Raw genomic sequence first — 11880 nt, 5'->3', positions numbered from 1 at the left:
GGTGGGGGTGCCGTCCGGGGTGCCGTCGGGGGTGATGGTCGTCACGGCGGAATTGCCTCGATTTCATTGGCCTGGCGTGAAGGTGACCGGCAGCCGCGGGGGCTTGGCTCCGGTCGGAGGTACCTGGAGGGTCTTCAGCGCGAACGCCATGACCTGCTGGTAGATCGGGCCGCAGACCTGACCGCCGAAGTAGCTGCCCGCGGTGGGGTTCTGTACGGCGCAGTACACCGTGAGGCGGGGCTTGTCGGCGGGGGCGAAGCCGGCGAAGGACGCGGTGTAGCCGTGGTAGCGGCCGGTCCGGGGGTCCACCCGGTTGGAGGTGCCGGTCTTGCCGCCGACCCGATAGCCGTCGATCTTCGCCTTCGCGCCGGTGCCCGCCTCGTCGTCGACCACCGATTCGAGCATGGTCGCGAGCGTGGTGGCGGTCTTCCGGCTGACCACCCGGTTCTTGGCGGGCCGGGGCGCCGGAACGAACTTCCCGTCGGGGCCGGTGGTGCCGCGGACCAGGGAGGGGGCGATGCGCTCGCCGCCGTTGGCGATGGTGGAGTAGACGGAGGCGGCCTGGACGGCGTTGAGTGACAGCCCCTGGCCGAACGGGATGGTGAACTGCTGCGAGGTGTTCCACTTCTGCGGCTTGGCCAGGATGCCGTCGGTCTCGCCGGGAAACCCGAGGCCGGTCGGCTTCCCGATCCCGAACCGGCGCAGATACGAGTAGAGGACCCGGTTGGCCTCCGGCTGGGTCCTGCCGAGCTGGCCGGCCGCGAGAATCGTGCCGATGTTGCTGGACTTGGCGAGCACGCCGTTGAGCGTCAGGTGCCAGGTGGCGTGGTCGACGTCGTCCGCGAACAGCCGGTCGCCGCGGTGCAGCCGGTTGGGCACGGTGACCCGGGTGGACGGGGTGGCGACGCCCTCCTCCAGGACGGCGGCCAGCGACATCAGCTTGCTGGTGGAGCCCGGCTCGAAGGCGTCGGACAGCGCGGCGTTGCCCAGCGCCTCCGGCTCGGCCTTCGCGATGTCGTTGGGGTCGAAGCCGGGCGCGTTGGCGAGCGCCAGGATCTCGCCGGTGCGGCTGTCCTGGACGACGACATAGCCGCGGTCGGCCCGGGAGCGGGCGACCTGCTCGGTGATGGCCTTCTGGGCCGCCCACTGGATGTCCCGGTCGAGGGTCAGCTCGACGTCGCTGCCGGGGACGGCGGGGTGCTCCTGGGTGTCGCCGGTGGGCACCCGGCGGCCGCCGGACTGGGCGTAGACGAGCTTGCCGTCCTTGCCCGCCAGCTGCTTGTTCAGGCGCGCCTCCAGTCCGCCGCCGCCCTTGCCGTCGCTGCCCACGAAGCCGAGGACGCCCGAGGCGAGGTCCTTGTTCGGGTAGAGGCGCCGGCTGTGTTTGTCGGCGAAGATCCCGACCAGGACGTCGGGACGGGGGGCGCGCTTGGGGGCGGCGGCCGCCCTGGCGTCGAGGCGTGCGCGCAGGTCCTTGATCTTCTTCCAGACCTGCGGGCTCTGCTGCCGGGCGAGCAGGACATAGCGCACCGTGGGCTGATCGAGCTTCCGGGCGAGGGTGGCCTTGTCCTGGCCGAGGATCGGGGCGAGCAGCGCGGCGGCCCGCCGCGGCGCGTCGCCGATCTTGGTCTTGGCGGGCGCCAGCAGGCTGGGGTCGGCGGTGATGTCGTACGCGTCCACGGTGGTGGCCAGGTCCACGCCGTTGCGGTCGGTGATCGCACCGCGCTCGGCGGCCAGCTTGACCGGTACGTAGCGGTTTTCGTTGGCCTTGGCGGCGTACGCCGAGGCATCGACGGCCTGCACCTGGAAGAGCCGTACCACGAAGATCAGCATGATCAGCGTCAGCCCGAGGGCGATCAGCCGCAGCCGGGGGCGCGGGCTGCCGAGGCGGAGCACCGGCTGCCCGGGGCGGGGGCGGGCGGCGGGCCGCCGGGCCGCGGGCCTCGGGGTGCCCGGCTTCGGGGTGCCCGGCTTCGGGGTGCCCGGCTTCGGGGCGCCCTGCTTGGGGGCGCCCTGCTTCGGGCCCGGCCGGGCCCCCGGGCTCCGGCCGGCGGACGGTCGACCGGAGCGGCCTGTTCCCTGACCGCCGCGCTGGGCGGGGCGCGGCACCCGGCGGGGGTCCCTGGGCTCGGTCATGCCGCGCTCACCTGCCGGCGGTCGTCGGGGAGGGAGCGGACGGGGCGCGCAGGGCGGCGGGCGAGGGCGCCGGCGCGCCGTCCGGTCCCGGCACCCCGGCGGCCGCGAGCGGCGACGCGGACGGGCCGGTACGGCCGGGGACGCCCGCCGTCGAGGGCTCGGCGGAGCTGCTCAGCGGCGCCCCCGTCGACGTGGCCTTGCTCGGCCGGCCGCGGACCGTGCCGTCCGGGAGCAGGAACGCCGGGGTGCCGCCCGGCACCATTCCCAGCGCCCGGGCGCGCCGCTCCAGCGCGTCCGGCGCGGAGTAGGCGTCCACGTCCTGCTGCAGGGCCTGCTGCTCGTCCGTCAGCTCGTCGGTCTTCTTCTCCAGCTTGCTCAGCTCGAACGAGCCTTGGTTGAGGGCGGAGTTGAGCAGCAGCAGGGCGATCAGGCCGGAGCCGAGCAGGACGACGATCAGGAACACGAAGGGCGTGCGCGCCGCCGTCCCCCGCCCGCCGGCCCCGGAGGGGAGCAGCGCGGCGAGGCGGTACTGCCTGCCGCGCGGCCTCCCCTGGCGTTTCATGCGGTGTCCTCGACGTACTCGCGGATGCGCTCCGCGCCGCGCAGCCGGGCGGGGGCGGCGCGGCGGTTCTCGGCGATCTCCTCCTCCGTGGGGAGCTCGGCGCCGCGGGTCAGCAGCTTGAGCCGGGGCTGGTAGCGCTCGGGGACGACCGGCAGCCCGGGCGGCGCCGTATTGGCGGCTCCGGCCGCGAAGACCTGCTTGACCAGCCGGTCCTCCAGCGAGTGGTAGGAAAGCACGGCGATCCGGCCGCCCACCGCGAGCGCCTTCACGGCCGCCGGAACGGCGCGCTCCACGCTCTGCAGCTCCCCGTTGACCTCGATGCGCAGCGCCTGGAACGTGCGCTTGGCGGGGTTGCCGCCGGTGCGCTTGGCGGCCTGCGGCAACGCGTCACGGATCAGCTCGACCAGCCGCGCGCTGGTCGTGAACGGCTCCTTGGCGCGCTCGCGCACGACGGCCTCGACGATCCGCTTGGCCTGCTTCTCCTCTCCGTAGGAGCGCAGGATCCGGACCAGCTCACCGGGCGCGTAGGTGTTGAGGACCTCCGCGGCGCTGATGCCGGTCGTCTGGTCCATCCGCATGTCGAGCGGGGCGTCCTGTGCATACGCGAAGCCGCGGTCGGCCTCGTCGAGCTGCATGGAGGAGACCCCGAGGTCGAAGAGCACACCCTGGACGCGCGGGGTCCCGAGCCGGTCGAGGACCTCGGGGAGCTCGTCATAGACGGCGTGCACCAGGGTGGCGCGCTCGCCGTACGGGGCGAGCCGCTCGCCCGCGAGCTTCAGGGCCGACGGGTCGCGGTCGAGGGCGATGAGCCTGGCCGCCGGGAAGGTGGCGAGCAGCGCCTCGCTGTGGCCACCGAGGCCGAGCGTGCAGTCGACGACGACCGCGCCGGGCTCGGCGAGCGCGGGGGCGAGCATGTCCAGGCACCGCTGGAGCATGACGGGGACGTGACGGGTGCTGCTGTTGTTCATACGGCGGCCCCGCCGCGCCCGGCCCGCCTGCCCGCGCAGAGCGCGCACTTCTTCCTGGTTCGCTCGCTACGCTCGCTCATGTGCCTTCCGATGGGCTGGGCGGCAGGTGGGTCCCCGGCCGCTGGCTGGGGGATGCCGCACGTACCGCTTGGTCCCCGCCCGCTCTGAAGGGGAAGTGGCCCTCCGGCGACGGGGAAGTGACGTCGGAAGACCATGGGAGCGGGAGGAGGCCGAGCCGTACGTACGATGCGCGCACGCGAGGAATCCGGTATCCAAGGAGAGCGTCACGCCTCCCACTTCGCGCCACTTTAGTCCACCGGCTGCCCCGGTCAATCAACCGGTTCCGCGCGTCCTGCGACGGCTTTGCCGCGGTCCTTCCCGCCGGCTTTCCCGGGGCCGCTCACCCGGACGGCGGGGTACGGACGGACCTGTGGGTTACCTCACAAGGAGTGATGTCGCCCCCTATGCCCGACCTCTCATGCGGCCGGACGAGCCGACGCCTATTACGGTGATTCCATGTCCATACCTGCATCGCAGCCGCTGCCCCCGTCCTCCGACAGCGCCGCCGACGGTGCCGCCGGCACCGTCACCGACAGTCTCGTCGAGGCGAATCGGCGCTACGCCACCTCGTTCACCGACCCCGGAATGGACGCCCGGCCCGTCCGCAAGGTCGCCGTCGTCTCCTGTATGGACGCCCGGATCGACCTGCACGCCGCCCTCGGCCTGAAGCTCGGCGACTGCCACACCATCCGCAATGCCGGCGGGGTGGTCACCGACGACATCATCCGGTCCCTGACGATCAGCCAGCGGGCGCTCGGCACCCGCTCGGTCGTCCTCATCCACCACACCAACTGCGGCCTGCTCAGCCTGACCGAGGACTTCCGCCATGACCTGGCGGCCGAGGTCGGACAGCGTCCCACCTGGGCGGTCGAGGCGTTCAAGGACCTCGACGAGGACGTGCGGCAGTCGATGCAGCGGGTACGTACCTCGCCCTTCCTCCTGCACACCGACGACGTCCGCGGCTTCGTCTTCGATGTGACGACGGGCCTGCTGCGGGAGATCGATCCGCAGCACTGAGGTGCCGCACCGGTCCGGCCGGTCCTGGCAGTTCTACCGGTTCTTCCGGTTCTGCCGGGGCGGGGGCCGGACCGGAAGGGCGGGTTCGCCCGGAAAGCCGGGAAAGCCGCGAGATAACCTTGTGAGTTATCCACAGGTCATGACGCGAAGCCGCGCGGGCGGCAAGAATGCGTACGTGACGTCGTCCCGGCCGTGGCCGGGCGCGATGCGCGCTTTCGAGGTGGGCCGGGTCCGAAGAGGGGGCACGCGCCCGTGGTGCGGGGCCGAGGAGGGCCGAGTGACGACGTATGACGAACGAGCGAGCCTCAGCGATCTGACCACCACCGCGGAGCGGGTCCGCCGGTCGGTGGAGGGCGTGATCGAGGGCAAGCCGGAGGTCGTACGGCTCGCACTGACCGTGCTCCTGGCCGAGGGACACCTGCTCATCGAGGACGTGCCCGGCGTCGGCAAGACCATGCTCGCCAAGGCACTGGCCCGCTCCGTCGACTGCTCGGTGCGGCGCATCCAGTTCACCCCGGACCTGCTGCCCTCGGACATCACCGGCGTCAGCATCTTCGACCAGCAGCAGCGGGACTTCGAGTTCAAGCCCGGCGCGATCTTCTCCCAGATCGTGATCGGCGACGAGATCAACCGCGCCTCGCCCAAGACCCAGTCGGCGCTCCTGGAGTCCATGGAGGAGCACCAGGTCACGATGGACGGGCAGACCTACGAACTGCCCAGCCCGTTCATGGTGATCGCCACTCAGAACCCGGTCGAGATGGAGGGCACCTATCCCCTCCCCGAGGCCCAGCGGGACCGCTTCATGGCGCGGGTGTCGATCGGCTATCCCAGCCCGGCGGCCGAGCTGCAGATGCTGGACGTGCACGGCGGCGCCTCGCCCCTCGACGACCTCCAGCCGGTCGCACACGCCCACGAGATCGTGAAGCTGACCGAAGCGGTGCGCGAGGTCCATGTCGCCGAAACGGTGCGCAGATACACCGTGGATCTGGTCGCGGCCACCCGCAGCCACCCCGAGCTGCGGCTCGGCGCCTCACCGCGCGCCACCCTCCATCTGCTGCGCGCCGCCAAGGCCGGTGCCGCGCTCCTGGGGCGGGAGTACGCCCTCCCGGACGACGTCCAGTCGCTGGCGGTGCCGGTGCTCACCCACCGGCTGCTGCCCACCGCCCAGGCCCAGTTGAACCGCCGTACGGCCGAACAGATCGTCCGGGAGATCCTGCAGCGCGTCCCGGTCCCCGATCCGTCCGTGCAGCCATGGCGCACACCCGGTCAGCGGCCGCCCGGCGTACGGGGGTTGTGATGTCCGAGGGGGGGAGCGGGGGGCCGCCGGACCGGGACGGACTGCGGGCGGCCCTCTCGGGGCTGACGACACGCGGCAGATCGTTCCTGGCCGCCGGGATGGCCGCCGCGGTGTGCTCCTTCCTCCTCGGACAGCCGGATCTGCTGCGGGTCGGTCTGCTGCTCGCCGCGCTGCCGCTGGTGTGCGTCCTGGTCCTGCACCGCACCCGCTACCGGGTCGCGGGCAGCCGCGCGCTCTCCCCGGCCCGGGTGCCCGCGGCCGCCGAGTCCCGGGTCCGGCTGCGGATGGAGAACGTCTCCCGGCTGCCGACGGGGGTGCTGATGCTCCAGGACCGCGTGCCGTACGTCCTCGGCCCCCGGCCGCGTTTCGTCCTGGACCGGGTCGAGGCCGGCGGCCGCCGTGAGGTCTCCTACCGCGTCCGCTCCGACCTGCGCGGACGCTATCCGCTGGGCCCGCTGCAGCTGCGCCTGTCCGACCCGTTCGGGATGTGCGAGCTGACCCGCTCGTTCAGCACCTGCGACACCCTCACGGTGGTACCGCGGGTCGAGCCGCTGCCGCCGGTGCGTCTGACGGGCGAGGCCGCCGGCTACGGCGAGGGACGGCAGCGTTCGCTGGCGCTGGCCGGGGAGGACGATGTCATTCCGCGCGGCTACCGGCACGGCGACGATCTGCGCCGGGTCCACTGGCGCTCCACCGCGCGCCACGGCGAGCTGATGGTCCGCAGGGAGGAGCAGCCGCAGAAGGCACGCTGCACGATCCTGCTCGACACCCGCGAGACGGCCCACCCGGGTGCGGGTCCCGACTCGGCCTTCGAGTGGGCCGTGACGGGCGCGGCGTCGAGTGCGGTGCATCTGCTGGAGCGCGGCTTCTCGGTGCGGCTGCTGACCGACACCGGCACCTCGGTCCCGGCCCCCGACGGCGCCGGCGGCTTCGGCGGCGGCACGGAATCGGCCGATGCCGCGGGCCTGGTGCTGGACACCCTCGCCGTCGTGGAGCAGTCCGAGGAAGAGGGCCTGTCGGCGGCGTACGACGTCCTGCGCGGCAGCAACGAAGGACTGCTGGTCGCCTTCTTCGGCGACCTGGACGAGCAGCAGGCGGCGGTGGCCGGGCGGATGCGGCAGCGCTGCGGTGCGGCCGTTGCGTTCGTCCTGGACGGCGACGCCTTCACCCGCCGCCCCGGCGGCCTCAGATTCTCCCCCGGCCAGGTCCCGGTGGCCGACCGGCTGCGGCTGCTGCGGCAGGCGGGCTGGACGGCGCTGCCGGTAACCCCCGGGGACGCGCTCGCCGACCTGTGGCGGGCGGGGGCCGGGCAGCAGCGCCCGGCGGACGCGGCGGAGGCGGACGCGGCGGAGACGGTGGCAGGGGGCCGGCCATGAACGGGTGCCCGACGCCTGCGCGGGAGAGGCGGCCGGGGCCGGCCCGCCGTGGTGGGAGCACGAACCGGAGCGGCGGTCGGCGCAGGCCGTGCCCGGCCGGTCCGGAGCCAAGGGGGGACCACGCATGAGCGGCCGGGCGCGGCTGGCGCTGTGCGCGGCGGTGGCCACCCTGTGTGCCGCCGGCGCGCTGCTGCCGCTGGTGGAGCCGATCGACTGGATGCTCCAGGCGGCCTTCCTGCTGGCCGTCGTGACCGGCGCGGGCGCGGCCGCCCGCCGGGCCCCCCTCGCCGGGCCACTGGTCATCGGCGTACAGGCTCTGGTCGCCGTGCTGCTGATGACCCTGTTCTTCGCGCCGGGCGAGGCCATCCTCGGCCTGCTGCCGGGCCCCGACGCCCTCGCGGAATTCGGCCGGCTGCTGCACGCCGGCGTACGGGACGTCGGCCGCTATGCCATCCCCGCCCCCGTCACCCCCGGCATCCGGCTGCTGCTGATCGCCGGTGTACTGCTGATCGGCCTGCTCGTGGACGCGCTGGCGGTCACGTACCGCAGCGCCGCGCCCGCCGGGCTGCCGCTGCTGGCGCTCTACTCGGTGGCGGCGGGGCTCTCCCAGGGCGGCGCGGGCCGGCTGCGGTTCCTGATCGCGGCCGCCGGTTACCTGCTGCTTCTGCTGGCCGAGGGCCGCGACCGGCTCTCCCAGTGGGGCCGGGTGTTCGGCGCCCGCGCGGAGCGCACGCGGGGCTTCGCCGTCGGCGGGCCCACGCCGGCCCCGGTGCGTACGGGCCGCAGGATCGGCGCGCTCGTGCTCGGCATCGCGGTGGTGGTACCCGCCCTCCTCCCCTCCCTGGGCGACGGGCTGTTCGGCGGCTCCGCCAGCGGCGGGGGGCCGGGCAGCGGCGGCGGCACGATCTCCGCGGTCAACCCACTGGTGTCGCTGCAGGACAGCCTCAATCAGCCCGAGGACAAGGAAGTCCTCAACTACCGCACGACCGCCGCCGACTCCCGCGACATGTATCTGCGGATCGTCGCCCTGGACCAGTTCGACGGCACGACCTGGAAGCCCTCCGAGCGGACGGTCACGGACGTCCCCGAGCAGCTTCCCCGGCCGCCCGGCCTCAGCTCCTCGGTCGACGTCAACCACGTCAACACCTCCATCTCGACCGCCGAGTGGTACGCCCAGAACTGGCTGCCGCTCCCCTACCCGGCGTCGAAGGTGGACATCTCCGGGCGCTGGCGCTTCGAGCCCCAGGGCCGCACGCTCGTCGGGGACCGCGGCCAGAACACCCACGGCCTGCAATACCAGGTCGAGAGCCTGCAGCTGCGGCCCACGTCCCGGCAGCTGGCCGCCGCCCCGGCGCCGCCCGCCAAGCTGCTGCGCGAGTACACCAAGGTCCCGGACTCCCTGCCCCCGGTCGTCGGCAGCACCGCCCGCCGGGTCACCCACGGCGCACCGACCGCCTACGCCAAGGCCGTCAAGCTCCAGGACTGGTTCGCGCTCAACGGCGGCTTCACCTACAACACGGAGGTCCGGGCCGGCAGCGGTTCCGAGGCCATCGCCCGGTTCCTGCGGCAAAAGGAGGGCTTCTGCGTCCACTTCTCGTTCTCGATGGCCGCGATGGCCCGGACGCTGGGCATTCCGGCCCGGGTAGCCGTGGGCTTCACCCCGGGCACCAAGCAGCCGGACGGCACGACCTCGGTCGGCCTCAAGGACGCCCACGCCTGGCCCGAGCTGTACTTCCAGGGCGTCGGCTGGACCCGCTTCGAGCCGACCCCGAGCCGAGGCAGCATCCCTGACTACGCCTACCCCGACACCTCGGCCCCGGCCGAGCCGGGCAACCCGGCCCCCGAGCCCTCCCGGTCCGCTGCCCCCTCGGACGGCGGTCCGTCCGCGGACCCGTCCTGCGGCCCGGACGAACAGCGGCCCGGCAGCGGATCGGCATGCATCACACTCCCCGCGGAGTCCGGTGCCCGCCCGCCAGGCGGCGGCACGTCCCCCTGGGCGATCGCCGGCATCGTGTCGGCCGCCCTGCTGGTCCTGCTGCTGCCCGCGGTCCCGCTGCTGTGGCGACTGCGTACGCGCTCCAGACGGCTGGCGGCCACGGGCGCGGACGGGGACCGCACGGCCGGCACCCTCGCCGCCTGGCGGGAGTTGCTGGACACCGCCTGGGACTTCGGCATCCTGCCGGACGAATCACTGACGCCACGCAAGGCGGCGGCACGGATCATCAGCATCGGAGAACTGCAACCGGAGCCCGCCGCGGCCGCCCACCGGGTTGCGGCAGCGGTCGAACAGGTCCTGTACGCCCCGCAACCGCAGCCGGTGTCCGGCCTCGCCACGGACGTACAGCAGGTCCGGGCCGGGTTGCGGGCCGGCGCACCCCGTGCGCTGCGGCTGCGCGCCCGGCTCGCCCCGCGCTCGGCGGCCCGCCTGGGCCGGGCCTGGTCCGCCCGCTGGACGGCCCTCCTGCTCCGGTGCCGCACCAGCCGCCCGGTCGCCCTGACGCGGCGCACGGTGACGGTCCTACGGCCGGGCCGACGGCGGGCATAGCGTCCGCGCTGGGCCGAAGCACCGGTATAGAGCGGGCCGTCGGCTCGCCGGCGGGCGAACCGCGGCCTGCGGGCAGAGAGCCCGCTCGCCGTCCACGACACACTCAGCGCAACCGCAACCGCAACCGCGGCCTTCGGTCTGCGTGCTGCGGAGACTTGTGCGGGGGGATGCTGCGCGAAGACGCGAGGAGCCGCAACTTGGCGAGGGGCGGAAAAGACGGAAGCGGCCGGAAGGCCGCTTCGGGGGTGTGAAGGAGGGCTCGCGTATGACGGCACCGGAGGGGCTCAGAGAACCCTCAGGGAGGCCCGTCACCGTGTCGATCCGTCGGCTCATTGGCCCTGTTGTTCGTCCCTGCGGCGCTGCCAGCGGTCCTCGATACGGTTCATCATCGAGCGCCGCTGCCTGGGCCGGCGTGCCGGTGCACCTGCGCCGCCTGCGGGACCCGTGCCGGACGACGGCTGCTGGCCCTGCCGGGGGGCCTTGCGCCAGCCGGTGACCGCCAGCACTGCGCAGCCGAGCATGACGAGGAAGCCCACCACACTGATCCAGATCTGCTGCGCGACCATGCCGGCCATGAGCAGGGCGATGCCCACCAGGAAGCCCGCGACCGCTTGGTAGACCCGTCGCCGGGTGTACGTGCGCAGCCCGCTTCCCTCAAGCGCTGTCGCGAACTTGGGATCTTCGGCGTACAGCGCTCGCTCCATTTGCTCGAGCATGCGCTGCTCGTGCTCCGAGAGCGGCACGGAGTCCTCCTACTCGTCGGTCGCGGGGGGCGACCGGGTGCGACCCTTTCAGGATAGGCAGGGAATCGCCCCCGTGAAACCCGCCCCTCGACGCCAGTTCACTGTCCGGGCCGCCGAGGAGACCGGTGGCGATGCTGCCTGCATTCCCCACCCGCCTGTCCGTCATGCCGGAACGTCGTACCCCGATCATACGGGGCGAAGGGGCTGATCGGGTGGTCTGTGGCCGACTGCACGCGGTAGTCGCTCGTGCCGCGTGGGTCAGTCGCGCTCCGCGAGGACGTGCAGCTGGGTGGCCACCGAGTGGAACGCGGGCTGCTCGGCGGCGGCCGCTTCGAGCTTCAGCAGGGCCTCCATGGCGCCCGGCTCGGTGTCGACCAGCACACCGGGGACCAGATCGGCGAAGACCCGTACGCCGTGGACCGCGCCGACCTGCAGACCGCTGGCGGACACCAGGTCCGTGAGCTGGTCGGCGGTGAACCGGCGCGGGACGGGGTCGCCCTCGCCCCAGCGGCCTGCGGGGTCGGTGAGGGCGTGCCGGGCCTCGGTGAAGTGGCCCGCGAGGGCGCGGGCGAGGACGGCGCCGCCCAGGCCGGCCGCGAGCAGGCTGAGGGTGCCGGCCGGGCGCAGCGCGTCGACGGCGTTGCGGACGCCCTCGGCCGGGTCGTCGACGTACTCCAGCACGCCGTGGCAGAGCACGGTGTCGTAGCCGCCGCGCTCGACGACGTCGAAGAGGCCGTGGGCGTCGCCCTGGACCGCGCGTACCCGGTCGGCGACACCTGCCTCCGCGGCCCGGCGTTCCAGGGCGAAGAGGGCGTTGGGGCTGGGGTCGACGACCGTGACGCGGTGGCCGAGGCGGGCGACCGGCACGGCGAAGTTGCCGGTGCCGCCGCCGGTGTCGAGGACGTCCAGGACATCGCGCCCGGCGGTCTTGACCCGGCGCTCCAGGGCGTCCTTGAGGACCTCCCAGACCACGGCGGTACGAAGGGATGCGCGGGGGCGCAGCGGGTCAGACACGGCGGGTGGCTCCTCGGCGGGGGCATGAACGTCTAGGCGTCCACCACCCTATTCCGTCCGGCGGCGTGCGCCGCCTGCGGAGCCGTACGTCGTGTGTGCGGGGTGGGGCGGGGGCTTTGCTTTCCTCCCCCGGGCCTTCGACCCCGGGGCAGCCTCCCACAG

General features: G+C 73.5%; 9 protein-coding genes. 4 read left to right on the top strand and 5 right to left on the bottom strand.

Annotation, left to right across the window (positions count from 1 at the left end):
• Positions 1 to 63: 63 nt before the first annotated feature.
• From EST92_RS27735 to rsmH, 3 genes are read right to left on the bottom strand one after another with little or no spacing between them, the layout of a single operon-like run.
• Positions 64 to 2136, bottom strand: a complete 2073-nt coding sequence (locus EST92_RS27735) for a penicillin-binding protein 2 (RefSeq protein WP_129283485.1) — start codon at positions 2134 to 2136, stop codon at positions 64 to 66.
• Positions 2137 to 2143: 7 nt separating this feature from the next.
• Positions 2144 to 2698 carry a septum formation initiator family protein gene (locus tag EST92_RS27730; RefSeq protein WP_129283484.1) on the bottom strand — a complete coding sequence of 185 codons (555 nt, stop codon included), beginning with the start codon at positions 2696 to 2698 and terminating at the stop codon, positions 2144 to 2146.
• Positions 2695 to 3666, bottom strand: coding sequence for a 16S rRNA (cytosine(1402)-N(4))-methyltransferase RsmH (gene rsmH, locus EST92_RS27725; RefSeq protein ID WP_129283483.1), 972 nt, complete (start codon positions 3664 to 3666; stop codon positions 2695 to 2697). Before rsmH ends, EST92_RS27730 begins: the two co-directional genes overlap by 4 nt.
• A gap of 516 nt (positions 3667 to 4182) precedes the next feature.
• Here rsmH and EST92_RS27720 point away from each other — a divergent pair.
• The 4 genes from EST92_RS27720 (at position 4183) to EST92_RS27705 (ending at position 9961) form a co-directional block, all read left to right on the top strand.
• Positions 4183 to 4743: a carbonic anhydrase gene (locus EST92_RS27720; protein WP_129283482.1), complete on the top strand. Its 561-nt coding sequence runs from the start codon at positions 4183 to 4185 to the stop codon at positions 4741 to 4743.
• Between the two features lie 277 nt (positions 4744 to 5020).
• Entirely contained in the window at positions 5021 to 6040 is a 1020-nt protein-coding gene (locus EST92_RS27715) for a MoxR family ATPase (RefSeq protein WP_129283481.1), read from the top strand.
• The gene (locus EST92_RS27710; protein ID WP_129283480.1) at positions 6040 to 7416 is read left to right on the top strand and encodes a DUF58 domain-containing protein; all 1377 of its coding nucleotides are present in this window, start codon (positions 6040 to 6042) and stop codon (positions 7414 to 7416) included. Before EST92_RS27715 ends, EST92_RS27710 begins: the two co-directional genes overlap by 1 nt.
• A gap of 124 nt (positions 7417 to 7540) precedes the next feature.
• Positions 7541 to 9961: a DUF3488 and transglutaminase-like domain-containing protein gene (locus EST92_RS27705; protein WP_129283479.1), complete on the top strand. Its 2421-nt coding sequence runs from the start codon at positions 7541 to 7543 to the stop codon at positions 9959 to 9961.
• Positions 9962 to 10290: 329 nt separating this feature from the next.
• Here the strand turns inward: EST92_RS27705 and EST92_RS27700 are convergent, their stop codons facing one another.
• Entirely contained in the window at positions 10291 to 10704 is a 414-nt protein-coding gene (locus tag EST92_RS27700) for a DUF3040 domain-containing protein (protein WP_129283478.1), read from the bottom strand.
• Positions 10705 to 10962: 258 nt separating this feature from the next.
• Entirely contained in the window at positions 10963 to 11718 is a 756-nt protein-coding gene (locus EST92_RS27695; protein ID WP_129247985.1) for a methyltransferase, read from the bottom strand.
• Positions 11719 to 11880: the final 162 nt, after the last annotated feature.

The organism is Streptomyces sp. TM32, assembly GCF_004122755.1.
Taxonomy (GTDB): Bacteria; Actinomycetota; Actinomycetes; order Streptomycetales; family Streptomycetaceae; genus Streptomyces; species Streptomyces sioyaensis.
Note: the sequence above shows the minus strand (reverse complement) of the source record. Positions and strands in the feature narration are given on the sequence as shown.

Bases quoted from the DNA above. Each gene is read 5' to 3' on its own strand.
- EST92_RS27735 (WP_129283485.1), bottom strand. From the start codon at position 2,136: ATGACCGAGCCCAGGGACCCCCGCCGGGTGCCGCGCCCCGCCCAGCGC.
- EST92_RS27730 (WP_129283484.1), bottom strand. From the start codon at position 2,698: ATGAAACGCCAGGGGAGGCCGCGCGGCAGGCAGTACCGCCTCGCCGCG.
- rsmH (WP_129283483.1), bottom strand. From the start codon at position 3,666: ATGAACAACAGCAGCACCCGTCACGTCCCCGTCATGCTCCAGCGGTGC.
- EST92_RS27720 (WP_129283482.1), top strand. From the start codon at position 4,183: ATGTCCATACCTGCATCGCAGCCGCTGCCCCCGTCCTCCGACAGCGCC.
- EST92_RS27710 (WP_129283480.1), top strand. From the start codon at position 6,040: ATGTCCGAGGGGGGGAGCGGGGGGCCGCCGGACCGGGACGGACTGCGG.
- EST92_RS27705 (WP_129283479.1), top strand. From the start codon at position 7,541: ATGAGCGGCCGGGCGCGGCTGGCGCTGTGCGCGGCGGTGGCCACCCTG.